This is a genomic window from Methylomonas sp. EFPC1 (assembly GCF_016925515.1).
Taxonomy (GTDB): domain Bacteria; phylum Pseudomonadota; class Gammaproteobacteria; order Methylococcales; family Methylomonadaceae; genus Methylomonas; species Methylomonas defluvii.
In genome coordinates this window covers 3,575,198-3,601,412 of record NZ_CP070494.1, presented here as the reverse complement: position 1 = coordinate 3,601,412, position 26,215 = coordinate 3,575,198, and the positions used below count along the sequence as shown (strand labels likewise).

Annotated in this window: 23 protein-coding genes; 11 read left to right on the top strand and 12 right to left on the bottom strand. The window is 52.8% G+C overall.

Annotation, left to right across the window (positions count from 1 at the left end):
* Positions 1-38: 38 nt before the first annotated feature.
* Positions 39-383 carry a cupin domain-containing protein gene (locus tag JWZ98_RS16530; RefSeq protein WP_033155567.1) on the bottom strand — a complete coding sequence of 115 codons (345 nt, stop codon included), beginning with the start codon at positions 381-383 and terminating at the stop codon, positions 39-41.
* 42 nt (positions 384-425) lie between these two features.
* Between JWZ98_RS16530 and JWZ98_RS16525 the strand changes: the two genes are divergently transcribed.
* Entirely contained in the window at positions 426-1,085 is a 660-nt protein-coding gene (locus tag JWZ98_RS16525) for a DoxX family protein (RefSeq protein ID WP_225892884.1), read from the top strand.
* On the opposite strand, the gene JWZ98_RS16520 is transcribed toward JWZ98_RS16525, so the two are convergent.
* Positions 1,027-1,353 (bottom strand): DUF2288 domain-containing protein, encoded by a 327-nt coding sequence (locus JWZ98_RS16520; RefSeq protein WP_033155566.1) that lies wholly within the window; start codon positions 1,351-1,353, stop codon positions 1,027-1,029. The genes JWZ98_RS16525 and JWZ98_RS16520 overlap by 59 nt on opposite strands.
* An 83-nt stretch (positions 1,354-1,436) precedes the next feature.
* On the opposite strand from JWZ98_RS16520, the gene JWZ98_RS16515 reads away from it, so the two are divergent.
* Entirely contained in the window at positions 1,437-2,138 is a 702-nt protein-coding gene (locus JWZ98_RS16515; RefSeq protein ID WP_205451005.1) for a hypothetical protein, read from the top strand.
* A 223-nt stretch (positions 2,139-2,361) separates the two neighbouring features.
* On the opposite strand, the gene JWZ98_RS16510 is transcribed toward JWZ98_RS16515, so the two are convergent.
* From JWZ98_RS16510 to JWZ98_RS16500, 3 genes are all read right to left on the bottom strand, one after another.
* Positions 2,362-3,525, bottom strand: coding sequence for a two-component system response regulator (locus JWZ98_RS16510; protein ID WP_205451004.1), 1,164 nt, complete (start codon positions 3,523-3,525; stop codon positions 2,362-2,364).
* Entirely contained in the window at positions 3,518-7,591 is a 4,074-nt protein-coding gene (locus JWZ98_RS16505; RefSeq protein WP_205451003.1) for a response regulator, read from the bottom strand. The genes JWZ98_RS16510 and JWZ98_RS16505 overlap by 8 nt, the downstream gene beginning before the upstream one ends.
* A 244-nt stretch (positions 7,592-7,835) precedes the next feature.
* Positions 7,836-8,381, bottom strand: coding sequence for a DUF1415 domain-containing protein (locus JWZ98_RS16500; RefSeq protein ID WP_205451002.1), 546 nt, complete (start codon positions 8,379-8,381; stop codon positions 7,836-7,838).
* A 14-nt stretch (positions 8,382-8,395) separates the two neighbouring features.
* On the opposite strand from JWZ98_RS16500, the gene JWZ98_RS16495 reads away from it, so the two are divergent.
* On the top strand, positions 8,396-9,217 hold the full coding sequence (locus JWZ98_RS16495; RefSeq protein WP_205451001.1) for a thermonuclease family protein: 822 nt from the start codon (positions 8,396-8,398) through the stop codon (positions 9,215-9,217).
* Between the two features lie 18 nt (positions 9,218-9,235).
* Here the strand turns inward: JWZ98_RS16495 and JWZ98_RS16490 are convergent, their stop codons facing one another.
* The 3 genes from JWZ98_RS16490 to JWZ98_RS16480 form a co-directional block, all read right to left on the bottom strand.
* Positions 9,236-9,547: a hypothetical protein gene (locus JWZ98_RS16490; RefSeq protein WP_051669669.1), complete on the bottom strand. Its 312-nt coding sequence runs from the start codon at positions 9,545-9,547 to the stop codon at positions 9,236-9,238.
* A gap of 745 nt (positions 9,548-10,292) precedes the next feature.
* Positions 10,293-10,901, bottom strand: a complete 609-nt coding sequence (locus JWZ98_RS16485) for a response regulator (RefSeq protein ID WP_205451000.1) — start codon at positions 10,899-10,901, stop codon at positions 10,293-10,295.
* Entirely contained in the window at positions 10,898-14,392 is a 3,495-nt protein-coding gene (locus tag JWZ98_RS16480; RefSeq protein WP_205450999.1) for a PAS domain S-box protein, read from the bottom strand. The genes JWZ98_RS16485 and JWZ98_RS16480 overlap by 4 nt, the downstream gene beginning before the upstream one ends.
* 506 nt (positions 14,393-14,898) lie before the next feature.
* Between JWZ98_RS16480 and JWZ98_RS16475 the strand changes: the two genes are divergently transcribed.
* From JWZ98_RS16475 to JWZ98_RS16455, 5 genes are all read left to right on the top strand, one after another.
* Positions 14,899-15,711: a Crp/Fnr family transcriptional regulator gene (locus JWZ98_RS16475; RefSeq protein WP_205450998.1), complete on the top strand. Its 813-nt coding sequence runs from the start codon at positions 14,899-14,901 to the stop codon at positions 15,709-15,711.
* Between the two features lie 88 nt (positions 15,712-15,799).
* Complete coding sequence (locus JWZ98_RS16470) at positions 15,800-17,668, top strand: diguanylate cyclase (RefSeq protein ID WP_205450997.1); 1,869 nt, start codon at positions 15,800-15,802, stop codon at positions 17,666-17,668.
* Positions 17,669-17,883: 215 nt separating this feature from the next.
* A complete protein-coding gene (locus JWZ98_RS16465) occupies positions 17,884-18,393 on the top strand; it encodes an aspartate carbamoyltransferase (protein ID WP_205450996.1) in 510 nt (169 codons plus the stop codon).
* Between the two features lie 335 nt (positions 18,394-18,728).
* Complete coding sequence (locus JWZ98_RS16460) at positions 18,729-20,534, top strand: PAS domain S-box protein (protein WP_205450995.1); 1,806 nt, start codon at positions 18,729-18,731, stop codon at positions 20,532-20,534.
* A gap of 128 nt (positions 20,535-20,662) precedes the next feature.
* Entirely contained in the window at positions 20,663-20,947 is a 285-nt protein-coding gene (locus JWZ98_RS16455; protein WP_026603887.1) for a hypothetical protein, read from the top strand.
* Here JWZ98_RS16455 and JWZ98_RS16450 read toward each other — a convergent pair.
* Positions 20,930-21,436 (bottom strand): YkgJ family cysteine cluster protein, encoded by a 507-nt coding sequence (locus JWZ98_RS16450; RefSeq protein WP_205450994.1) that lies wholly within the window; start codon positions 21,434-21,436, stop codon positions 20,930-20,932. The two genes, JWZ98_RS16455 and JWZ98_RS16450, sit on opposite strands and share 18 nt — an antisense overlap.
* 171 nt (positions 21,437-21,607) lie before the next feature.
* Here JWZ98_RS16450 and JWZ98_RS16445 point away from each other — a divergent pair, with 171 nt between their 5' ends.
* The 3 genes from JWZ98_RS16445 (at position 21,608) to JWZ98_RS16435 (ending at position 22,994) form a co-directional block, all read left to right on the top strand.
* On the top strand, positions 21,608-21,793 hold the full coding sequence (locus JWZ98_RS16445) for a hypothetical protein (protein WP_205450993.1): 186 nt from the start codon (positions 21,608-21,610) through the stop codon (positions 21,791-21,793).
* 102 nt (positions 21,794-21,895) lie between these two features.
* On the top strand, positions 21,896-22,285 hold the full coding sequence (locus tag JWZ98_RS16440; RefSeq protein WP_205450992.1) for a glycine zipper family protein: 390 nt from the start codon (positions 21,896-21,898) through the stop codon (positions 22,283-22,285).
* 154 nt (positions 22,286-22,439) lie between these two features.
* Complete coding sequence (locus JWZ98_RS16435) at positions 22,440-22,994, top strand: hypothetical protein (RefSeq protein ID WP_205450991.1); 555 nt, start codon at positions 22,440-22,442, stop codon at positions 22,992-22,994.
* 78 nt (positions 22,995-23,072) lie between these two features.
* On the opposite strand, the gene tpx is transcribed toward JWZ98_RS16435, so the two are convergent.
* Genes tpx through bamB form a run of 3 tightly spaced genes read right to left on the bottom strand, consistent with a single transcriptional unit; the run spans position 23,073 to position 26,210 of the window.
* Entirely contained in the window at positions 23,073-23,576 is a 504-nt protein-coding gene (tpx, locus tag JWZ98_RS16430) for a thiol peroxidase (protein WP_205450990.1), read from the bottom strand.
* 26 nt (positions 23,577-23,602) lie between these two features.
* Positions 23,603-24,994: a ribosome biogenesis GTPase Der gene (gene der, locus JWZ98_RS16425; RefSeq protein WP_205450989.1), complete on the bottom strand. Its 1,392-nt coding sequence runs from the start codon at positions 24,992-24,994 to the stop codon at positions 23,603-23,605.
* A gap of 4 nt (positions 24,995-24,998) precedes the next feature.
* Positions 24,999-26,210: an outer membrane protein assembly factor BamB gene (gene bamB / locus JWZ98_RS16420; protein ID WP_205450988.1), complete on the bottom strand. Its 1,212-nt coding sequence runs from the start codon at positions 26,208-26,210 to the stop codon at positions 24,999-25,001.
* Positions 26,211-26,215: the final 5 nt, after the last annotated feature.

Below are 26,215 nucleotides of genomic sequence, written 5' to 3'. Positions count from 1 at the left end.
GTCATGGGCACGGCATTCGTCTCCCGCCGAATGCCGGTTTATTCCGCAACCGGCTCTGCGTACATATGGACTGCCAGCCATATAGATTCAATATCCGGATGGGTCCAATCCACCCTATGCCGGCAATGCGCTGGAATCAGCAGATAGTCGCCCGGCTTCAAGTCCACAGGCGCAGATTGGGCAAATGTCAGCCGTGCTGCGCCTTGTAACAATATTACCCACTCGTCCTGATTTTGATTGTACCACTCGTTTTCCGCGCTGCAATGGCCCTTGGAAACGATGCGTTCAATGCGAATAGTAGGCTTGCTAAACAAGGTTTGGCATAATTCTATTGGCAACTGAGCTGGAATGTCTGTAAAAATGCACGAACTGCTGATGTTCATAAAAGCGGGTACATAATAAAAAATTGGGGGAGGGGAATGAATATGAATAATACGTCTTTTACTGCGTTAATGGCGGTGGTTATCGATAAACTACCGGGGATTATGCAACTGTCGCAACGCAGTTGCGATACTGCTAAATGCGTGGATTTTTTGGCGCCGCTGTTGCTGCGGCTGTATTTGGCACCGGTATTTTGGATGGCGGGTACCAAAAAATTTGCCAATTTTTCCGACACGGCCGAGTGGTTTGGTAATGCTGAATGGGGCTTGGGTTTGCCGGCGCCCTATGTGTTGGTGTTTCTGGTCGCGCTATTTGAAATTGTCGGCGCCTTGTTTTTACTGTTAGGTTTTGCCACCCGGCCTATCACTTTGCCATTGATGATCATCATGGTGGTCGCAGCGGTCAGCGCGCATCTCCAAAACGGCTGGTTGGCCATTGCGGCCGGTAGCGGCATTTTTGCTAGCGAACGTACGATAGGTGCGATAGAGCGACTGGAGCGGGCCAAGGAAATTTTACAGGTGCAGGGCGACTATCAATGGCTGACCGAGAACGGCGCCTTGGTGATACTGAATAACGGGGTTGAGTTTGCCGCCACCTATTTCGTCATGTTGCTGGCTTTGTTTTTCCTGGGCGGCGGCCGGTTTGTCAGTGTGGATTATTGGCTGGCGCGCAAGTATTTGCCTGAACTAACACCCAGGGCCTGACCACCACAGCCCACACCGAACTGTTGGCACTGATCCATTCGCCGGCCTGTCGATCCGAAACATGACCGATTAGGCCGGCTTCCAGCCATTGCTCAACTTGCGCCTTGTTGTCGCGCGAGAACTGATAAGCCACTTCTACCAGATCCAGTTCCTTTGCAACCGAGATTGCCAGGCCGGCCGCGAAAAATCGTTGCAACTCGGCCCAGGGAATGGACGAGGTTTCCAAATTCACCTTGGCTTTTTCCAGATCGGGGAGAGAGTCGTTCATTAACATTTTCCGGTTGGGATGTTGTAGTATGCCCAGCTATTTTATCGTAACCCGGTTTATAAAACAGAAGTGAGGATTCATCGATGTCGCTATTGAGTTCATTTAAAAAGCGTTCCACCCTGGACGCGGCGATCAAGCAAGTTGCCCAGGCCCGTAAAAGCGAAGGCAGCAAAGCCGAGCAACTATACAAGGGTGCGTATCAAGGCTTTGCTAATGTCATTGCCGACCATTTGATCGTCTCCGAAGCGCTGTATCACTGGGGATTTGGGCTATTACACGAAGCCCGGACTCAAGAACCGAAAGCCGCTATTGAAATTTACGAAGATGCCATTTCCAAGTTTTCATTTTGCTTATTGATTTCGCCTAACTATTTGGGGGCGGCGATAGACGGCGGCGTAGCATTTATGGAATTGGCCCGCATCAGTGCCGAGGCGGCGAAGCCCGACCTTTACGATTTGGCGGAAGATTTTTTCGAGAAGGCCTGCGCCATTCAAAAAGGCAGCGCGGCTTACAATCTGGCCTGCGTTTATGCGTTGCGCGGCGATAACGACGCCTGCTTGGCCGCACTGCAAACCGCCAGGGAATTTGGTAGTTTGCCCGACGAACAAAATATATTGCAAGACGACGATATGGCCGGCGTGATTAATGCCCCTTGGTTCAAGGCGTTTATGGAGGAGGTACGCGCTACGCCGGCCCCGGAAAAAACCAAACTCAAGGATATTGAAATCAATGTCGAGCCGGGCTTCAAGATAGAGAAAAAAGAGGATTTTGATTACTACTCATAAGTTATTAGGCCATTCAAACTTGAATACCCTTGCGGGCCAAGGCTTAGCGGGGTTTTAGGTCTGAATGAGCCAGATTGACCATCTGCGCGGTTTTCCATATAGCCAATCCGTTTTTGTCCGCGGATAGGGGATGAAAGCAAGCTATTTGATGCACGTTGGCATTAATCGGGTTTTTCCGTCCAGGTTGTTTGTTGTACCGGCAAGATGAACCTTGCTATGTCTTTCAGGATTTAGCTGATAGCGAATGCGCTTTGGTTTCCATGGCAGGCTTGGCGTCGCCGACATCCTTGTAGCGCTGAGCGGTTTCATCGAATGCCTCGGCGATAGCCAAAAAGGCATCGGTGACATCCGGATCGAAGTGCGTTCCCCGGCCTTTAGCGATCAGCCGCACCGCTTCTTCGTGGGGATACGCTTCTTTATAAACCCGTTTGCTGATCAGAGCGTCGTAAACGTCGGCGACTGCCATCAAACGGGCGCTCAGCGGGATTTGCTCTCCCGAAAGCCCTTGCGGATAACCGGCGCCATCCCATCTTTCATGGTGGCAATAAGCGATCTCCACCGCGTAATTTAAAAACGACCAGTCGCTGTCGCCAAAATCCCGCGCCGCCGACAAGATGGCAGACCTTCCCTCGGCGCAGTGCGTTTTCATAATTGTCCATTCATCCGGCGATAGTTTTCCCGGCTTAAGCAGTATCGCATCGGGAATGGCAACCTTGCCGATGTCGTGCAGAGGCGCGGATTTAAACAATAGTTCGATGGCGCCATCGGTGAGACTATAGCGAGCATTGGTGCGCAACCGTTCGGCCAACAGCTGCACGTATCGTTGGGTACGGCGTATATGGTTGCCGGTCTCGTTGTCCCTGACCTCCGCCAAGGCACAAAAAGCCGCGATGATGGAGCTTTGCGCGGCGATTAGCTGCCTGTCTTTGCGAAATAACTCTGCCGTGCGCTCGGCCACCAATTGCTCAAGATTGTCGTTATGCTGTTTCAGCTCGCGCCTGGTGGTGGCCAGGGCCAGATGATTACGGACCCGGGCCAACACCACCGGCGCGGATGCCGGTTTGTGAATAAAATCCTCGGCGCCCAGCGACAGACCGCACTCCTCGTCCACGGCGCTATCCAAGCTGGTCAGAAAAATCACCGGAATATCGCGAGTCGCGAGGTTGGCTTTAAGTTGCTTACAAACCTCGAAGCCGTCGATGCCCGGCATGACGACATCCAGTAATATCAGGTCCGGCGCGTCGAGGCCAATCAGCGCCAAAGCCTCGGAGCCATCGCTGGCAAAGCGGGTGCTGTATCCCTTGCCCAAGATGTTGCTCAACACCTCGATGTTATTTAAGGAGTCGTCTACGATCAGTATTTTCGGTCGTTTATCTTGGCTATTCATGGTCTGTCCAGCTATTGCGCTCTAAGAGTTTCTCTAATGCAATCAATGCTGCATCGTAGCGCAATTCTTGTGTCGCTTGCGCAATTTCCGCAAATTCCAAGGCGAGTTCATGATCGCCTATCTTGTGGACGAGATCGGTGACCGAATACCGGGCATCCAGATTCTTAGTTTTCAATTGGCGAAGCAATTTCTGTAGGTCGGGCAGCAGATTGGCATGTTTAAACAGTTTTTCTGAATTAACCGATAAGGCAAGCCGCCTATCGTCAGCATCTTCTAATGACTGACTCAATAACAGGAGTACCGCCTCGCATTCCTGTGCAAGTATTTCCGTTTGCGCCGTCAAATTCCTCTCCTCTCCGCCTTTGAGCATCCGGCACAGTCGGTCGGCCGAGGCTTGAAGTGCGCCGAGGCCTAAATTGCCGGCCTCGCCTTTCAGGCTGTGAGCGAGTAAAAACAGTTGCTCCGAATCGCCATTGGCAAGTCGTTGGCGCAATAGTGTTGCAGCGTTCCGATGCTGCTCGGCAAACGCCAGCAAGAGGCGCCGGTAAAGGGCGATGTTGCCTCCCAGCCGGGCCAAAGCCGCTTGCACCGCCACGCCTGGCAGATTGCTCTCGAGTTGGGCAATCGCCTTGGTATCCGGGCGAATGTCGGCAGCTTTTTCCTGCTGCGCCGTAGCGGGTTTGGGCTTGATCCACCTCGCCAGCGCATTGGCGAGTTCTTCCGGTTCGACCGGCTTGGCGATGTGGTCATTCATGCCGGCCGCTACGCAGGCCTCTTTATCTTGATTCATCGCCGCAGCAGTCATGGCAATGATGGGCAATTCCTTTAACGCCGGCAATTGGCGAATCTTGCGGGTGGCCTCCAGGCCGTCCAGCACCGGCATATGCAGGTCCATCAACACCGCATCGAAATGGGATTTCTCCAGGCATGCCAAGGCCTCCAGGCCATTGTTGGCAGTCGTGACCGCCAAGCCGCCTTTAATCAGAAATTCCTGTGCCACCTGTTGATTGAGTTGATTATCCTCGACCAGCAAAATCCGCGCGCCGCGGATAGCTGCCAGCGTGGTTCGGGTGGCGTTGAATACTTCGGCGGCGGGAACAGGCTGGCTGGTTTCGTTTCGTTGCAGTTGGATCAGGGTGTTGAGCAGGCTGGAGGGTGTGACCGGCTTGGCGATGATCGCGTCCACTGGAATGTTGCCCGCCGACTTGGCCAGCGCCTCGCGCTCATAAGCTGTGATCATGATGGATATTGGCGGCCGGCTGTTATGCTCGTCATGGGCTATGGTCTCGGCTAGTTCCAGACCGTTCATGCCGGGCATTTTCCAATCCAATAACAACAGCTCAAAGGGTTTGCCGCATCGCGCCGCTTCGGCGAACAAGCGTAAACCTGTTTCGCCCGAATCGGCCGTCGCCACTTCGAATTGCCAACTTTCCAAAATCGAGCGCAGTATCGTCAGTGAAGTTTCCTGGTCGTCAACCACCAGGGTGCGCATGGGGCATAAACCCTGCAAACGCCAGCCCTGTGTCTGCTCGCTGGACGAAACGCCGACCGGCAGGCCTAGTCTAACCGTAAAGGCAAAGGTACTGCCGGATTCGGGTTCGCTCTCCAGGGTGATTTCTCCCGCCATCAATTCCACCAGGCGTTTCGAGATTGTCAGCCCCAAGCCGGTGCCGCCGAATTTGCGGGTGATGCCGGCATCGGCCTGCGCGAAAGGCTGAAACAGTTGGCCGGCTTGTTCGGCCGTGATGCCGATGCCGGTATCTCTCACCGCAAAACGCAGGCGTATGGCATTGTCCGTTCTTTCCTGAGTCTCGACGCGAAGGTGGACTTCGCCTTGATGGGTGAATTTAATGGCGTTGCCGACCAGGTTGTTAATGATTTGGCTGAGGCGGAGCGGATCGCCCTGCAACTGATCGGGCACATCCTGTGCTATATCGATGAACAGCTCTAGGCCTTTTTCATCGGCACGGATGGAGAACAAGTCTGCCGTTGCCCGCAGTATGTCTTCCAAGCTGAATTCGATGGCCTCAATGTCTATGCGCCCGGCTTCGATTTTTGAGTAATCGAGAATGTCATTCAGAATACCCAGCAAGGCTCGCGATGAATTCAATACCTTGCTGAGGTAATCGTGTTGCTTCCGGTTTAGCTCGGTATCCAGTGCCAGTTGCGTCAGGCCGATGATGGCGTTCATCGGGGTACGTATCTCGTGGCTCATGTTCGCTAAGAAATCGGATTTGGCCAGATTGGCACTTTCGGCTTGTTTCCTGGCGTCCAACAACTCCGTCGTGCGCTCGTTTACCAGGTGTTCGAGATGATTTTTGTAGTGCTCCAATTCGACTTCGTAGCGTTTGCGGTCGGTGATGTCCATACGTATGCCCAGGATACGGCTAACCATGCCGTCGTCGTCGCGCTGCACGCAGAATGCTTTAACACTGATCCAGCGATAGCTGCCGTTGGCATGGCGCATCCTGGCTTCGTAACTGTAGGCATTGGCGCGTTTCGACAATACGGCCGCAATTTTTTCGGCGATGCCGGCCCTGTCGTCGGGATGGAGGCGCTCCAGCCATTCGTTACGATCACCGGGGCCGGGTTTTGCTTGATAGCCCAGCATGGTGAAATAAATCGGTGACATCTCGAAACTGTCCTTTTTGACGTCCCAATCGAAAATGCCGATTTGTGCCACATCCATCGTCAAGCGCAGACGCTCTTCCGATGTTTTGAGCTGCTCTTCGACTTGCTTACGTTCGGTAATGTCAAGCGTAAAACCGTTGATCTGTCCGTTTTCTTCATCCAGATAAGCGGACATCGAGAACCATTTAGTTTGCCCGGTTACGAGCACCGCTTGCGCTTCAAAGCCGCGTACCTCTTTATTTGTCTGCAACAACTGATAAAACAACTTCAATTGATCGAGATCGGCCCACAGCTTCTCGGCCGGCACATACCGTTGCAGAAAGGTATCGACGGAGTCGCAATCCAATTGGCGTGCCAAAGTGAGATTCAGAAAGCTAAACTGACCTGCAAAATTTCTCTGAAAAATGCCGACCGGTGCATTCTCGATAATGTAGCGGTAATTTCTTTCGTCGTTCTGCCATTTCAAACGGCTGTGCCGCGCAACCAAGGCTAATACTAACGAAGCGATCAAAATGACGAGTCCGGCCGTGCCGTACCAGGCCAAATGTTTCCGCCATTCGGCGAGATAGTCCTGTTCGGCGATGGCGGCCAGCACGTACAAAGGATAATCGCCGACCCGTCGAAAACTATAGAGGCGTTTGACGCCATCGCCCGGGCCGGGCTGTAGATAGGAGCCGTGGGTCATGCCCTGGGCGATGTATTGGTGCAGGGGGTGGTTAGGCATGGTTTTGCCTAGATTGGCTTCCAGATGCGGATGGCGTGCCCAAAGCCTCATCTGTTCGTCGCGGAGTAACACCGCGCCGTGCTCGCCAAGGTTCAACGTCGCGTAAAAACTTTCGAATGAACTCAATTGCACGATGACGTTAACGTATCCGGCAAAGCCGCCGTCGGGAAAATCGATACGCCGGGTCAGGGAGATATGCCAGATGCCCAGAGTACGTGATATTTCCGGCGGGGAAATGTGTAAGCCAGTCTGGCGATGATCCCTATGAAATTGAAAGCTTTCTTTGTCGGCGACATTGATGGCTGGCTGAGCATCGATAGAACTGTAGATACAATCGCCGTTGGTATTGAATATCTGGATTCCGCCGATCTCGATCACCGCCGCTTGCTGAATATCGTTGGCCTTTTCCTGCAGCAAGGCTTGCATAGCATGGTTTTCAACGGCGTTATCGAATTGGCTGCTGCGCATGTCCTCGGGTCGAATATGCCCCTGAATATCTTTCAGAATCAGATCGATTTTTTGTAGGGTGGCCAGCGCATGCCCCTCCAGAACCAGAGCGATATTTGCTGTTTCGATACGCGCGTGTTCTCTGTGGTTATCGCGCTCTTGCTGCAGGCTCAAGCCCATCAGCGCCACAAATCCCAAGATACCGACCAAGCCAGCGGCGATTGCCAACCCAAATGCCGATATTCTTGGAAAACGTTGTTTCATGTGCCCACTCCCGGCTATAAATTATCACCTAAATTCGGCAATTGCTAAAAAGCCGAGGACTCAAAGTGAGCCGCTGAGATGGCCGCGCATAAACCGGCGCGAGTCAAGCTCCCTCGTGAACGGCTCTATGCAATCCTGACGTAACAACAATTCGAAAGACTTATTTTGCGCCGCCGCTTTGCCATATCAGAACTCGGCTAATCTTGAAACGAGAAAACCGAACGCATACGGGTAAAGGTTTTCGCTACTGTTGGTAGCAGGCATTGACAATCGCCCGCAATTTTTCTAGGCCCAATTCACGGGTCAGCGCAATATTTCGGTCTGGAATACCCTCCGGGTCGGGATGACTGGCGACGGCTTTTTCGATGCTGTCTTCGCGAATCAGATGCAGCATGGGGTAGGGGGAACGGTTGGTGTAATTGCTGGGGTCGTTTGTCGGTGTTTGCGCAAAGCAATAGTCCGGGTGAAAACTAGCCAATTGGTAGATGCCTTCGTAGCCTTGATCAATCAGCAATTGCTCCGCGATAGCCAGCAAATCCAGGAAATCTTCGAAGTCGGCAAACGCCTCATTAAATATCAGCAAGGTGGTTTCGGTGTCGGGCTCGGAATCGAGATGCTCGCACTCGGCAATGACCGCTTCCAGGCTATCCTCAATGCTGTTGCTCGACACGACCTGATAGCGAATACTGCCTTTCTCCTGCTCGCGGCGGGCAAACGGGCAAATATTGTATTCAATAACAAAAGTTTTTAGCCAGGCCTGCGTAGCGGCGATAATCTGTTGGTTAGTCATGGTGATCGAAAAAAATGAAGAAAAGCACTAAACACTGTCTCTGGCTGTTGGCGATATTGCCGGCTTTGCTATCTGCCGAAGTCTATCAATGGACCGATCCGCAAGGTCGCCGCCACTATGCCGACCATGGCAATGAAAACGCCAAAGTCTTAAGCATCGATCCCGGCGTCGCCTTTTATCGGGTAGAAAAGGTGTTCGATGGCGATACTATCTTACTAAGCGACGGCCAGAAAGTCCGTTTTTTAGGGATCAATACCCCGGAGGTTGCCGGCCGTAACAAGTCAGCAGAAGCCGGCGGCGAGCAGGCCAAGGCCTGGTTGAAGCAAAAGTTGGAGCATCAGAAGGTATTCCTGCAAGGCGATGTGGAAAAACAGGACAAATATCAGCGCACTTTGGCCTACGTGTTTACCGAGGACAAGGAGCATATCAACCTGGAATTGGTGAAACGCGGATTGGCCACGGTTAACATTTTTCCGCCGAATTTCAAATATCTCGACAGCTTGCTGTCGGCTCAGCGCAGTGCCGAGCAAGCCAAATTAGGGATTTGGGGGGACCAAGCCTACGCGCCGCTGGCGGCGGAACTGCTCGATGAGGGTAATTACCAGGGTTGGAAACGCTTAACAGGACGCATCCGCGCGCTCAAAAACACAGCGAAACACAGCTACCTGCAATTCTCCGATGCGGTATCCATCAGTGTCGAGCCAATATCGGCCGGCTTGTTTCCGCCGCTGGAAACCTATGTGGGTAAGGATGTGGAAGTGCGGGGGTGGGTGAGGCGCTCGAAACAGCGTTTTGCCGTGCAGGTGCGGCATCCGGCGGACATCGTGTTGCGTTGATGCCGGCCGCCGGGCCGCTTACTCTTCTTCGGCGAATAACGCTTGGATCATTTGCTTTTCCTCGTCGTCGAGGATGTGCTCTGCGGAAAACCAGCGAGTGCGTTGAAACGGGATTTCCCGCTCCGCGTCGCGCAGTCCGGCGCGACGATCAATCTCGCGGCGCTCGGCCCGCCGGCGATCCAAAACCCGCCGGTCTTGTTTTGGCCACAGCACATATTGTTGCTGAACGAAAGCGATCCACTCCGCTGAGTTGAAGGCGAACGGATTAGTCCGGCGTTCTTGCTGACGGCGCGCCCCTCGGCGGCGTGCCGAATCATCGCTAGTCATCATAGTGGCTACCACTGACCTATGCCGCCGCATACACGCATGCTGTAGAGGACAACCGGCGAATTGATGTAAAAAAAATACGACCTAAATAACATTCGACCAAAATAATAAGCTTCTCAAGAAAATCTGAGTATCTAGGTAGGGATTTTAAATGTACCGGCCCAAATGCTCAATCAAACTTAGCTTTCGGATGTCATTTTACTGGACAAAGTTCCCGGTAACCGCGGCAGTTGATCAATCATTACCTGTAATTTGGATGGCGATCCAAAAATCCGGGAGACATTATTGGCTATGTCTTATTCCGCCGAACAACGCAGGCCTGCAAGCGCTTTTTATTGTTTTGGCGGCTATGGCGCTATGCGCCATTCGCACCTGGACAGCTCAGGGAACAATGTATTGATTAATAGCCGCGAATCGACCAGGCCTTTTTTCATGAGCGCAATCAATGTTTTATTAGTGGATCCAACCGGTACGACAGCCCATTCCTTAGGGCATTTATTCAGCAGATTTATTTGAGCAGTAGTCAGTTTTTCTCTAGCCATCGTTACACCTATTTTCGGATTTGGTATTGCTAACGGGTCTTGTATATGGGGTTTTACTTGACGCCGGCATACGGTAAGTCAAAAAACAGGATTTGTTAAATTAGTAATATTCATCAGCTCTATTAATAACGTGCATTTGGGGCTATCGGCCTTCCGCCGGCATAGAAACAAGGGTAGTGAAGGGCGGGGTAACGGGATAGATAAATTCAAAGCCGGCAGGCCGCATAGATGCGGGCGAGTTCCAGCAGATTCGGCGCGCCGGTTTTCTCCATCACTTTGGCGCGATGGATTTCAACGGTGCGGTGACTAATCCCCAAACGCCTGGCTATTTCTTTGTTGGTTAGACCAGCCACCACCATCCCCATAATCTCAAGTTCGCGTGACGTCAGCCCGCTTAGCCGATTACACAGCGCTTGTCCTTTATTGGCCTGTGCGTGAGTGTTGACTTCAAGCTGTAGCGCGGCCTGTACTCTGTCGAGCAATAGTTCGGTGCTGACCGGTTTGGTCAGAAAATCAACAGCTCCCGCCTTCATCGCGCGCACTGTCATCGGTATGTCGCCATAGGCGGTCAGGAAAATAATGGGAAGGTGGATGTGGCGGCGGATAAGTTCGGCTTGCAGTTCGTGACCATCCAGACCCGGCATGTTGACATCCAGCACCAGACAGCCTGGCTGCTCCGGAGAATAGCTTTCCAGAAAGCACTCGGCACTGGCAAATGTTTGATACGCAAGGCCCGCGGTTTCAAATACCAAACCCAAGCTGTCGCGGACTGCATCATCGTCGTCCACCACGAATAAGCAGGGCTGAGTATTCATTTCGCAAACGGTAAGGTAAAGAACAGGCTAAGGCCGTCGCCGACATTCCGCTCCGCCCACAGTTGGCCGCCATGGGCTTGAATCAAGGCACGGCTGATGGCCAAGCCCATTCCCAGTCCCGCGGGTTTAGTCGAGTAAAAGGGTTGAAACAGCATTTTCAGGGCAGTGGCGTCCGCCAGGCCTTTACCGCTGTCACAAACACAGACTACCGCCATATCAGGATCGTCGGCGTATCGGCCGGTGGTAATGCGCAATACCTCGGATAGCTTACCGTGTTCTTGCATCGCTTCCAGACCATTAATGATCAGATTGACCAGCACCTTTTGAATTTGCAGCGCATTGACCGTGGTCTGCGGTAAGTCGGCGGCAAGGTCCAGTTCTATGTTTAAAGTGTCTAGGGTTTTGTCGTTTTTTATAAACGCGCAGGCTTCTGTCACGAGAAAGTTAATATCGACCCGTTCACCGACGGCCTCGGTTTTATTCAAATGGCTAAATAATTGTCTGATGACTTCGCCGGCACGCTGAGCTTGTTGCACACAGGCTTCCAGTACGTGGTTGAGTTTTTGGGAATCCGGTTTTTCCGATTGGTAGAGGCGCAACGCCACGTCGGCATAAGAGGAAATAGCGGCCAGGGGTTGGTTTAATTCGTGGGCAATCGCCGCTATCGTCTGCGTCGCCAACGATACTCGAAATGACTGTTCCATCCGATTTCGGCGTTCGCTCAATTCCCGGGTCAGTTTATAGTCGGTGATGTCGAAATTGATGCCCAGCAAGCGATAAGGCCGATTATTTTTGTCGTGCAATAAGCTGCCGCGCGAATGTATCCAGCGGTAGGAGCCATTCTTGTGGCGTAAGCGGAATTCCAGTTCGTAAGCGGATACATGCCCGGACAGGTAGTCTTTGGTGGCTGCCAGGACCCATACCCGATCATCCGGATGCAAGCGAGATTCCCATTCCTCCCAGCGGTTTTGCATCTCATGGTCGTCAAAACCGATTTGCCGTTTCCATTCCGGCGAGAGAAATAAGGTTTGCGAGACCAAATCCCAGTCCCAATAACCGGCATTCACTTCGTCGATGATCAGTGCCAGGCGGGTCTCGGTATGCCGCAATTCCGCGTGGGTGCGTTTCAGTTCGGTAATGTCTACATGGGTAATAATCATGCCCTGGAAACCTTGGGTAATGCGTTTGGCATGCATCATAAACCAAAGCTCACCCAGCGCGGTTCGACAGGGATATTCCATCATAAATTCCTGTTGATGGCCCGCTATCAGGCTCTCAAGGCCGGTCAAAGCCTTCTGTGCGTCCCGGTCGCCTGCTGCCGACGAGCGGCGGCAAACTTCAAGGTAATTGGCGCCTTCCGACAATTGACTGGACGAACCGCCGTTCTCGATAGCAAAGCAATCCCAGGGCGCGTTGACCGTCGTCACCAAGCCGCTATCATCCAGTACTGCCACATGCGCGGGCAGCGAATTCAGAACGCAGCGTACGAAAGCCTCGTTACGGCGCAGGGCGTCATCAGCGACTTTCAGTGGTGTAATGTCCAAAAATGCGCCAACGGCCCCGCGCGGCTGCCCTTTATTGTCCAGCAAGGGCGATGCATTGGACACCACGGTAATCACTTTCCCGTCCGGGCGGACTATATCCAGCGTCTCGTCGCTCACCACTTCTCCCCGGCAAGCACGCTGAATCGGCAGATCTTCAGCGGCCAGCGGATAGCCGTTTTGCAATACTGTGATGGCCGGCGGGGTTGGGCTCGATAGTGAAAGTTCCGAGGTGGGGGGCAGGCCCAGCATCTGCTCATTCGCCCGATTTCCGCGGATATGTTGTCCGCTATTGTCATTGGCGATGGCGAGTCCAATGGGTACCGTGTTGTAAATAACCTGCATTTCCTCCAGACGGCGTTCCAAGCGTTGGTTCAATAGGGCAATTTTCTGCTCGGACAGTTTGCGCTCTTCGATGTCGATCACATGCACCACAATACCTTTCAACCTGCTGGCTTCATCGGCATTGGGAATATAGGTCGCATGCACCCAGCGGGGTTTGCCGTTGCCATAAGGAATTTGCTGGTCAAAACTAACCGGCTCGCCCGCCAATGCCCGCTCCAGATACGGGCGGACTATGTCCCAGGCCGCGCCACCCAGAATTTCCGGCACGGTGCGGCCGATAACCTGTTCCGGAGAGATGCCGAACCAGTGTTCATATGTTGCATTGACCCGTACATAGCGAAAATCAACATCCAAATAGGCGATCAGCGCCGGCGTGGCATCCATGATCAGTTGCAGTTCCCTATCCTGGTCGCGATAGACCGATTCAGCCTGTTTTCGCGCGGTAATATCTTGGAGATAGCCATGCCACAAAATACTGCCGCCCTGTTCCCGCATCGGCATGGAATGACCTTCAATCCAGATTTCGCCTTTACTAGGGTGTTGGTAGCGAAAGGTGTCGCGCCAAGGCGTCAGGCTGCGCGCCGATTCGCTGATGGTTTCGTTGATCAGTTTGATGTCGTCGGGATGCACCCTGGCGAATACCGGACTAAAGTCCTCGGCCACCGCTTCGGGCGGCAGTCCGTACAAAGATTCAAGCGCCTGACTGGCATAAGGCATGCTGGCTGAGCCATCCGCAGCCAAACGAAAAGAACAAATAACGCCGGGTACGGAAGCCGCCACTTTGGACAGCTGATCCTGTAAATGATGTTCGGCTGGTAGTGGGCTGCGTCCGTCTGCATCGCGCAGGACAAGGCAATACAAGGTTTGCTGGCCAGTGTCTATCTCGGAAATCACGGCTTCTATAAGAAACTCTTCGCCGTTAGCGCGCAAACCGGTTACTGTGCGAAGTTCTTTAGACTGATGATCGCTATCGCCTGTTGGTGCTAAATAAATGGCCGGAAAACCAGCCGGAATAAAGCGTTCGATAGCGTCGCCAATGGCTTGATCCGCGCGGCAGCCGAACAACTTGCCGGCTGCGGGATTGCATAATACGACACGGTGTTTTGCGTCGATGCAGACAATGGCATCCCGCGCGGCTTGTATAAGTGCCGCGCACAGTGCCGGGCTTTGCGCCTGCACAGGTGATTCTGTTTGTGATTGTCGACTGAGATCGGTGAGGGTAATGTGCAGTTCCGGCTGGTCGGCGAGACCGGTGAGCATCAGGCAGTCGAGTCTGGCAGGAAATGCAGCGTTATCGTCACGCAGCATTGGCAATTCGCAAGGCTGAATTTCGCTACGTTGCTGAATCTGCGATAAATGCCGTTGCCAAAAGTCGCGGCTTTGATCGGCAATCAAGCTTGAAAAATGACGGCCAATTAAGTGTTGACGCTCACCACCCAATAAGGCGGCGGCCGCAAAGTTGATGGTAGATATTCGCTGGTCCGGGCTGAGTGTGAGGCAGGCGTGCGGGGCGAAATCGTAAAGATGCTGGAAGCGGTCTCGCGCCTGAATCAGCGATTGATTTTGGGTTTCTAATTCAAGCAGTCGTACTTGCAGCTCATGCAAAATTTTTTCTGGAGCATCCAGGGAACAGTTGGTTTTGCTTGAGTTTGGGGGGCTGTTCTGAGCTCCTTGTCGAACAGTATTGTCAGGGTGTGCAGACTTACAGCGCTCGTCAGTCATGAGACATCTTCTATTTTGGACAGAATTTAGACCGCTTCAGGCATTCTTTCGATGGTTGTAACACAAGCCCTATTATACGGATGTGGCTAGCCGAGAAGCCCTGTTTCGGCAACAGCGGGAGGCGGCAACCGGGTCTTAACCCGGGCATAAGCCAAAATAGCCGGCCTTAGTTTGTGAAAATCTATGCCTAGAGTTGGCTTCTTGCCCCAGTTCGCGCGGAAGTATGCTGGCGAAAAATTAGCCCTGTCAATCTTATCTTCAATCTAAGTAGCAGTACGTATTTTTAGCGGATAGCGGCTGTGTTAAAACGCGCTATGTTGGTATGGCTTTACCGTTTCAGCAATATGAATACTTGATTTACCCCTCGCCAAACAATCCGGAAATAACTGATGAGTGAATTGGACCATCCAAGACAAAACCAGCTTCTCGCTATGCTGCCTGAACCCGAGTATGCCCGTGTTTCAAGTTTACTGGAACGGGTTGAAATGGAGTGTGGCGACGCGCTTTGTGAACCGGATGAGTCTTTGCGTTATGTCTACTTTCCCGTCACCGGCGTGATAGCGGAGCTTTACTTTACTGAGAATGGCGCCTCCCGCGAACTGGCTTTGATTGGCAACGAAGGCATGCTGGGCATATCGCTGTTCATGGGCGGCGAATCCATGCCGCATCAAGCCGTAGTCGTGATGCCGGGCTATGCCTATCGTTTGTGCAGGAGTCTATTTGAGGAGGAAATTGAACGGATAGGCGGACAGCGTAGCGGCGCGTTACATGGCATGTTACTCCGCTATACCCAGGCACTGATTACGCATATGACGCAGATAGCGGCCTGCAACCGGCACCATTCAATCGAACAGCAATTCTCCCGCTGGCTGCTGATGATCCTGGACCGGCAGAGCGGTAGCGAGATAGCGATAACGCAACAATCCATCGCTACCCTATTGGGCGTGCGCCGCGAAGGCATCACCGAGGCTGCCGGGAAATTACAGCAAGCCGGGGTAATTCGGTATTGCCGTGGTCACATCAGCGTGCTGGAGCGCGCCGGCCTGGAAGCGCAAAGTTGCGAGTGCTATCAGGTCATCAAAAACGAGTTTGCTCGGCTACTCGCTATTAGCGTCAATCCGTCGCCGTTGTCCAAACCTATTACCGCAATAACGACTTATGGACATGCCAAAGATCTCAGCAGGCGCTACGCGTTTGGCTGATAAAACCTACCGGCGGTGAGAAATCGCCCAGTGGTTTTGTCTGGTCACTCCGGCTATTGAAACCCAGTCACCGATAGGGGGCGATTTTATGAACACTGCATCCGCCAAAGCCAATAGCTGCTTACTAGTTATGGACCACGACCCTGCCAACCGGATGGCTAACAAACATTCCTTAGCGGGGTTTCAGGATCACGATTCGGCGTTGTGCGAGGGAGAACCCAGTCATCATGGTCTTAAACTCGCCGAAGACCGTCAGCCCGAACGAGTGCGCTGGGACCGGCAACTGCGGGATATGCAGGACGCCGCGTATCTCGCCAATCAATCGGAAACGCTCAAGCAGCCTAATGTGTCCACCCTGATGCAGGTAGAATCGGATGATGAGGCATCTTTAGCGGGCGAATCTCACGACTGCACTAACGTCGCGGACGCCGAATCCCCCACTGAAATTTGCCGAGAACAGCGCGAACAGCAAATGTTTGTGGAGAAGACCGAAGCCCTGGAGCAATTGCGTGAGGCGGAGGCTAAGTACCGGACCTTGGTAGATCAAATGCCGGTTATCACCTATATCGCATCGCTGGAAACGCCGGTAAAGCTGTTATATGTCAGCCCGCAAATTTCTCAATTGGGTTTTCCCGAGCAAGATTGGCTTGATGATCCGCAAGGTTTGCTTAAGCGGGTGCATCCGGATGATCTGGCCGTGACCGCGGAAGCCTACGCCTATACCTATGAACATCGTGCGCCTTTGCGATGCGAATACCGATTACGCAAACATGACGGACACCATCGCTGGTTTTTGGACGAAGCTAATGTGGTGCGGAATGAAGCTGGCGAAAGTTTGTTTCTGCAGGGCGTTCTGGTTGATATTACCAAAGACAAGGAAACCGAGCAGGAGCTGAGCTATTACCGGCAGCGCCTGGAGGAACTGGTGTTTAAGCGCACTGAGCAACTGGAAAAACAATGCGTCATCCTCAAGTCCGCCAATGCCAGCCTTGACGCAACCTTGGTGAAGCTCAAACACGCCAATACCGAGGCGCGCGACAGCGAGAGGCGCTTTCGCTTACTGCTCGACTCGGCCGGCGAAGGTATTGTAGGTCTTGATGCTAATGGTCGTTGCAGCTTCGTTAACCGGGCCGCGTTGCAGATGTTGGGTTACGCTGAGAAAGATGCCCTGGGACACGACATCGTTTCCATGATGGCGGATGATTTAACGCTAGCGCTGGAAGCTCTCGGGTCGCCTGAACTCGCCCGCGACATAGTAGCTCAGCGTAGTATCGCTAAGTTTAAACGCAAGGATGGCCGTTCATTTCCGGTCGAGTATTCGTTTTATCCGGTAGGGCTGGATGGATTTGTAGACAGCGTGGTGCTGGTATTTTGGGACATGTCGGCATCTGACGCCAAAATCCAGAGTTTGGCCTATCAGGCCAGTCACGACCCCTTGACCGGGCTGGTAAATCGGACAGCCTTCGAACAACGCTTGACCAGAGTATTGGCCAGTGCCCGCCCCGGCTATTTTCAACATGCGCTCTGTTATCTCGACCTGGATCATTTCAAGCAGGTTAACGATACCTGCGGACACGCGGCCGGAGACGAATTACTGCGCAGAATAAGTACCGTTTTATCCTCCAAGCTGCGGCAACGCGACACCTTGGCCAGGCTGGGCGGTGACGAGTTCGCCTTATTGCTGGAACACACCACGCTTGATCAGGCGCGAAATATCGCCCATGAACTCTGCGACAGCCTGCGCAATTTCAAATTTAACTGGGGGGATACCGAATTTACCGTTAGCGCCAGTATCGGAGTAGCTGCGGTGACGTGTACTGTTCGAGATGTCGATGAGTTTTTAAATAACGCCGACAGCGCGTGCTACCGAGCCAAGGAAAAAGGCCGTAACCAGGTACATGTGTTTTTACCCGACAATGTCGAGCGACTCGATCAATTCGGCCAATGGAAAGCTTAAAGATTTTTCCAAAACGCATTTTGTGTACGAAGAACGGAACCAGCGAATCACTAAGTTGCTAATCCGGCCCTGTTTATTACCGGTATCCCGCTCCGGCTAAGTTTATCGAAGCCAAGTGGGCTATGTCCTTCGGTAGGTCCGGAGAGAACGGTATTGAACGGCCGGATAAAAGACTCAGTGTTCAGGATGAATGTTAACTTACTCGGAGAATCGCCATGAAACATTACCTATTAATATTACTGGGCCTTTTGCAATGCCTTATCGTTGTGCAAGCCATTGAACATGTGCCCGCTAAACCCATCAATCAAGAACAATTGCAGGCAATAGTGCCTTACGCGGTGAAGGGGACGGTACAAACCTTTACCAAAACGGTTCACGGCGGCGTCCAGCATGTGGTGATCAAATCGGCGGACAACGCTTCGCAAATCAAATTAATCCAGGCGCATTTGCAAAAAAGGGCGGAACAATATAAAGCGGGCAATTATGCGCTGACCGAACGTCTGCATGGTGCGGAAATGTCGGGGCTGGCGCAGTTAAAAAAGGCAAAAGTCGATGATATTAAAGTTCAATATCAAGCTTTGGATAACGGCGGACAGATTCATTTTTCCACCGAATATCCCCAATTTGTTCAGGCCCTGCACGAGTGGTTCGATGCCCAAGCCGAGGACCACGGCAATCCGGACATACCTGGTCACAATAGCCATCATTCACCTGCTGCTGAATGATATTGTTGACTCGGCCCTTAATTCCCTGGAGCTGTCATTCTCGCGAAGGCGGGAATCCAGTATAACCGCTGGGCTCCCGCCTTCGCGGGAGCGACGATATTTACGGGCCGGGTCAATAACGTAACCGCTTAAAGGTCTTAGATGCTGGCCACTATTAATTTGGTTTATTGCCGGCGGGGTTAACAAATAGGCATTGGAACTCAAGCCGTGGGTTCCCTCATTTCTCCAGCCAGACGCCCGGCTCATGCTTTGAACATGTAAGTGGGGCAATTACTCGACGCTTAAAGCGTTCCTTCTGGCAAAATACCTGGCTATCTACAAGCCGGGTCTGCGTCATGCTCGAAAAATCAATTGGTCAATCAGCCGCAATCCTGAATAGTGATTTTATCGCCATCGCGATAATCAAGGACTGGCACATCGTTTGGGCCAACGCGGCCATGCATCGTATTTTTGCTTACGAGCCGGATGAACTAATTGGCCAAGCTACCCGAACTCTGTTTCTTGACCAGGACAGCTATGAGGCATTCGGCCGTGAGGCTTATGCAGCTATTGCGGAAGGCAGAACCTATACCGGCATTCTCCCGCAGAAACGCAAGGATGGTTCGACGGGTTGGTATGAATTCAATATTTCTAGTTTTGGAGATAGCGCTGATGCGGCCGTGGGCGCAATCGTCGATAGAACCGCAAGCTATCAAAGTGTTCAACAACTTGAAATGAGCGAGCGACGTTATCGCTCGGTCGTGGAGGATCAAACAGAGGTAATAAGTCGGTTTTTGCCGGATGGAACCTTCGAGTTTGTGAATGATGTGTATTGTAGGGTTTTCGGCAAATCCGCCGATGAATTGATTGGCCATCGCTGGCATCCGGCAGCCCATCCCGACGATATTCCCATGATCGAGGCCAAGCTGCGCGAGATGTCGCCGGACCACCCCGTCGTCACCATCGAAAACAGGGTGTATGTCGCTGGGGGCGAACTGCGCTGGATGCAATTCGTCAATCGAGGATTTTACGATATTGGCGGCATACTCAAGGAAATTCAGTCGGTTGGTCGCGACATTGCAGCCCAGCACGAAGCTTTGACCAAGTTGCAGGCAAGCGAGGAACGTTACCGAACGCTGGTGGAGGCAACCAGTGTCGTGACGTGGTTCTGCCCTGCCAATGGTCTTCATGTTACCCCCCAACCGGCATGGATGGCATTCACCGGCCAGACAGCGGAAGAAATGCTCGGCGCGGGGTGGGCCAAGGTTGTGCATCCCGACGATGTCGAAGCGGCCGCAGCCCTCTGGAAAGCCGCCGTCGAGCGCGGAGAACCGTTCTTGAACGTACACCGCATTCGCCGTCATGATGGCGTATGGCGCTGGATGAACGTGCGTGCGGTGCCGGTTCGCGATAGACAAGGCCGCATTCTCGAATGGATGGGCATGGGCCAGGATGTTACCGAGCAAAAGCAGGCCGAAATGGCGCTGGCAGAAAGCGAGGAACAACTCGAAATGGCGCTGGCGGCATCAGGATTGGTTTTATGGGATTGGCATATTCCTGAACGTAAAGTCACAACAGGCAATCGCTGGTTCGAATTACTCGGCTACAACAAGGAGGAGTTGGGCGACAACGAAGACGACTGGATGGATTTGGTCAATCCCAAGGACCTTGAACACTTCAAACAGAAAATCTCAGCGCATTTGCTGGGTGAAACCGTCAGCTTCGAAAGCGAACACCGGTTGAGGCACAAGGATGGCCATTGGGTATCGGTCGAAGCAAGAGGCAGGGTTACCCTTCGGGACAGGCAAAATAACCCGCTACGCATGGTCGGCACGATATTGGATATTAGCCAACGCAAGCGCCTGAATGAAGAAGGTGTGGACTTGCTGAAGCGGATTGAATCGCTCATACGCGAAAGTTCATCGCCTTTAACCTCTAAGGCAGAAAACGTTAAAGCAGCCGAAAGTCTGACCAAGCGGCAGCGGCAGATTCTCGGGATGATTGCTACGGGAATGACCTCTGCCGAAATCGGAAGACAGCTACACCTAGCCACGCCAACGGTCATCTCGCACCGCAGGAACCTGATGGCAAATCTAGGCCTGCACAGCACGGCCGAAGTCACGCGCTTTGCCATCGATCACGGTCTGATTACTACCAAGTAGCGCATCCAAGCTCTTCGATTTTATGTGATTGGCATATATGTGCTAAATAATTACCATATACAGGTGGTTATTTTTTTTGCTCATTACCGTATGCTTTTTACATGAATTTATGTAAAAAGCATACGGTAATGAGCAAAATAGACTTCGGGCGAAATTGCCCGCTTGCGCGATTTTTGGAAGAGGAATCGATGATAGACAATGGCGGACGCAAAGCCCAGTTCGCCAGCACTTTGTTACTCGGGCTCGGCTATCCGCTATATATCAAGCCACCCGACAATAAATTTAATGCGTATTTGTTGCGGCAAATTCAGGAGGAAAGGCAGAATGATCTATTGTCGGAAGTGGCAAGCATTTGTTCGCATTGCCCTCAATTAGCTCACTGCGAGGCAGGAGCCTTATTTCAAGTCTGCTAGAGACCAATCCGCAAACCACTCCGGCAATTCGCGCGACTCGCCTAGAGCGAGTAGTCGATGATCGATGCCGTCATGATTGCCCCACACTACTTCGTTCAGCGCGCCATCGCTTACGCGCGATTCGATATCCTTGCAGTAAAGCCCCTGGTCGCGCTGGACATAGAAACCGTAAGTCCGGCAAGCGATAGGGCGGTGGGCATAGACCAGGCAGGCGCCTTTCGCTTGGTCCAGCAGAGGGCAGATGACCGGGCGTGATACTTGGCCGGCCAGCACGGCTATCTCTTTGCTGATTTCCTTAAGTTGTTCTTGGGGTAAGGCCATTAGGCCCTTTTGCAGACAATGCCATTCTTCTGCGGTGATTTTGGGTACGGCGGCAAGCCGTCGACAACAGCCGTCGCAACCTTGGCGGCATAGCCAATCGGGTTGGCCGTCGCGGATGGTTTTTACGCGCGCGTCTATATCTGTCTGGAGTTGGGTAAGGGTATTCATTTGAATATACTGCCTGTTTAACCAGGTTTTGCAAAGCCTTTCCGAGCATGATGCCGGTTCGGCGCGGTCTAAATAGCCGGCTGCTTTTAACCGGATCCTAATCAAAGCTTAAGTAGATTTTAAGTCGCCAAACTTAGAATTTTCCGCAAGTGAATAACTTGTGGAGTGATTATGTGCGACTCGAATGCTTTATTGAATCAACAGCTTGGCGAAAAACGCATTGGCGGCGGCACGTATGTTGCCATTGACGGCCATTTAAAATATTGCATAACAGCGCCCTTACTTGAACTGCCGATAGATTTTAAGGAATGGTACAAACCAGCCGGCAGTAATATCCCGCAACTTTATCACTTCTAATGCGTGCCGCGGTGTCCATCCCGCAGCGGCATCGCTCTATGTCTTAAGCATAAATGCTGAAATGTTATCTAACGATTTAAACATGTCTGTTTTGGAGAAAAAATGACACAAAAATATTTACCCACTATGTTGGTACTTGTCACATTAACCAGCGGCTGCGCATCCATGAGTGGTTGGCATCCGATCATCGATCCGCGCTTGGACCAACAGCCGGAAACCGCGCAACGCGACATGGTCGAGTGCAAGTCGCTTGCGGAACAAGCGTCGGATATCACCAAAGAAATCGGTATGGGTGCGGGTGTCGGTGCGGTTACCGGTGCCGCGGGCGGCGCGGCAGTCGGTGCGATAGCCGGTAGTGCCGCAACCGGTGCCGCCGGTGGCGCTATATTGGCTATTCCTGCAGGATTGTGGGAAGGGTACAAAGCCAACGAGGGCTTTAAACGGGCATTTAAAACCTGTATGCGTCAACGCGGTCATACGCTGGTTAACTAAACAAAACCTCTGAAAATACCTGATTGCTGTGTACGCGGGAGAGCCGCTATTTAAGGACCGAGTGAATAGTTCTACACATTATAAATATCCGTTATCAGGCAGTGGCTTGATACTATATCGCCTGGAAATTTGTTGAACTTATTTAGAAATGACGATGCGTGAATTAACCGACCGAGAGTTGTATCAGGCCCTGCAATACGCCAAAAGCCAGGATGAAAATGCTGGCCGCGCCATACTTCAGCAATTCCAAACCGAGCAGCCTGCCTTGGCGCAAACCATCTTTGGCGTGTTTTCGGCGTTGATTGCCGACAAGGATCGGAACCTGGCGAATCTATTCATGGATCTTTGTTTTGATGTGATTTGCGTATTCAAGCATGCTTTCGGCGATTTGCCGGATCAGCGGGTCTTGAGCATGGAATGGTTACAGAACACCGCCGCCTTACTCGATGCCGAGTTGCAGGCATTCATGCCGGGTAACCAGATGGATACGAAGTTTCGCGATAAATTTCAGAATCGATTTACCGAGCGCCTGATCGAGAGCAATTCGCAACCTGACTTGGTTAAATTCATGGACGAAGCGATCAGCGAATATGTCGCCGAAAGCCCGACTGATCCGGATGCGCTGCGCACCACCCGGACCATGATTTTTGTCGTTATTCAGCTATTTTGCGCGATGTACGATCAGGCGGAACGCCAGAGCAAAGCTTAGTAAATCTGCGGTTTGGAGACGCCGGGGTATTTAGCCTGTTCTTTGCGCCGAGTTGAAAATCTGACTCGGCGCTCTGGTTTACGGTTGATGCAGCGCGGCCAACGCGCTGACATAATCGGGCTCGTCGGCAATTTCACTGACCAACTGGGTATAGATCACTTTGTCGTTTTCGTCGATGATGACGATGGCGCGGGCGGTCAGGCCGGCCAAAATGCTGTCCAATAGTTCGACGCCATAGTCGTGGGCAAATTTGGAACGGAAACTGGAGAGCGGCACGACGTGTTTGATGCCTTCGACTTCGCAAAACCGTACTTGCGCGAAAGGCAGGTCGGCTGACACCACCAGCACCACGGTATTATCCAGATGCGCGGCTTTTTCGTTGAATTTACGGGTCGAGGTGGCGCAGGTGGGCGTATCCAGGCTGGGGACAATATTCAGCACTTTGCGCTTGCCGGCGAACTCGGCCAAACCCACATCCTGCATTTTACGATTGGTTAGCTGGAAATCCGGCGCTGGCGTACCAAGCGCCGGTAAATCGCCGACAGTGTTGATAGGTTTGCCTTGGAAAGTAATGGTTGCCATAGGAATGCTCCAGGTATCTTGAGTTATTATTTTTTTCGTTTACTGAAATCGATCAAGCGCTTGCGTTTTTTCACTTGGCGATCGCTTAGTGGATTTTTCTGGCCTTGAAACGGGTTTTCCGGCGACTTGAATACCAGGCGTATCGGTGTACCCGTCAGTCGCAACTGATCGCGGAAATAATTCATCAAATAGCGTTTGTACGCACCGGGCAGGGCATCGGTCTGGGTGCCGTGGATCACGACAACCGGTGGATTGCGGCCGCCCTGGTGCGCGTACTTCAATTTGATGCGGCGACCACCGACCAGCGGCGGCTGATGCGCGGCCAGCGCGTCGGTCAAAATCCGGGTCAGCAAGGGCGTTGACATGTCGGTCATAGCCGAATCGTACAAGGTATGCACCACGTCGAACAACTTGCCGACGCCGCTGCCGTGCAGCGCGGAGATCGGATGCTTTTCGGCAAAATCCAAAAACGACAATTTGATCTCGATTTGCTTTTTCACGAAATCGCGGTGTTCGGCGTGCAGGCCGTCCCATTTGTTCAAACCAATAATCAAAGCCCGGCCGGCTTCCAACACCAAGCCCAAAATGTGCGCATCCTGATCGGTGACACCCTCGCGGGCGTCGATCAAATAAATCACCACATGGGCTTTCTCGATAGCTTGCAGCGATTTGATGATGCTGAATTTTTCCACGGTCAGCGATACGCGGGAGCGGCGGCGCATGCCGGCGGTATCGATTAAGGTAAATTTCTGGCCGTTGCGTTCGAACGGAATATAGATACTGTCGCGGGTCGTGCCGGCTTCGTCGAACACCACCACGCGCTCTTCGCCGAGCAGCCGATTCACTAAAGTCGATTTGCCGACGTTAGGACGGCCGACGATGGCAATGGCGATACCCGGATCCTGCTCTTCGAATTCGTCCTCGACTACCGGCAATAACTCGTCAATACGATCCAGTAAGTCGTGGACATTGCGGCCGTGGGTAGCGGCAATCCCGATGGGTTCGCCGAGTGCCAGGCTATAAAAATCGTTGGTCACGGTATTGCTGTCGATGCCGTCGACTTTATTCACCACTAGCACTACCGGTTTGCCCAGCTTGCGCAGCATATCGGCAATCGCTTCGTCGGTGGCGTTCAAACCGTCGCGGGCGTCGACCAGGAAGAACACCACGTCGGCTTCCTGCAGCGCAATTTCCACCTGCTTTTTGGCGAAGACGTCTATGCCTTCCTGTTCGTCAGTGATACCGCCGGTATCGACTACCAGACAGTCGCGCTCGCCGCGTTTGACCCGACCGTACTGGCGGTCGCGGGTCAGGCCGGGATAATCGGCAACTAATGCTTCGCGACTGCGCGTCAAGTAATTAAATAGCGTAGATTTGCCCACATTGGGGCGGCCCACCAGGGCGATAACAGGTAACATGAATTTATTTTGCTCTCAAAGCGGCCAGGGTGCCGTCTTTGGCGTAAATGAAAACCGTATCGTCCACGACTACCGGCTTGGCTTCTATTGCCGCTTTACTGACCTGAATCCGGCCCAATTGGCGGCCGTCGCTATTGGACAGCCAATGTACATAACCTTCGAAATCGCCGACTACGACATAATTTTGATAAACCACCGCCGCCGTCAATTGGCGGTTGTGTAAGTCTTTTTGTTTCCACAGCGAGGCGCCGCTACGTTGATCGAGTTGCCAGACATGGCTTTGGGTATCGCTGACATAAAGGTAACGGTAATCCAGACTCAGGCCGGTGTAGGAAGACACCGCTTCGTTGCGCCACAGCACATCGCCGTCCACTTCGGATACCGAAGATGCGCCGCCGGTGAAGCCGGCAATATAAATGGCGCCGCGTGCCGCGACCGGATCGACATCGAGATCGACCAAGCGTTCGACTTCGGACCGACCGCTGGGTATCGCGATAGTGGCTTCCCAGATGGATTTGCCGTCTTTCAATTGCAGGGCTTCCAGCTTGCCATTGGCCGAGCCGGCGATCACGTTGTCGTCGACAATGATGGGCGCACCGGTGCCGCGGATGCTCAGGGCCGGTACGCTGTGTTCGAAGGTCCAGAGTTGCGCGCCATTATCTTCTTTGAGGCCGATGATTTTGCCGTCGGTGGTACGGACGATGACAATACCGTGACTTACCACCGGAGCCGCCAATACTTCGCTGGGTACATCGATTTTCCAGCGCTGTTCGCCGTTGGCTTTGTCAAAACCTATGACTTCGCCGGTACTGGTACCCATCACCACAGTGTGGACACCCAATCCGGGACCGGCTGAGAAGCTGTAATCGGTGTTGTTTTCCCAGCTCAGACTACCGTTGCCGGCGCCACGCGCCTGCAAATGGCCTTTGTTGTCGCCGACGTATACAGTGCCTTCGGCGACTGCCGGTATCAGTTTCAGATATTTTTCATCCGCGCCATTACCGATTGATTCCTTCCACAGCACCTCAAGCTGTACTTCCGGGGTATATTCCTGCAAGGCGGCCGGTGGATCGGCATTGTCGTCGTCGCCGGTGATATATTCCGTTAAGCCCGAGATAAAGTCGCGTCCGGCATCCAAGCCCGCGCAGCCGGCTAGCATCGGCAGGCAGGCAAGCAGCGGGAGAAGTGAGCGGTATCTGATGTTCCTGATTAACATGCTAA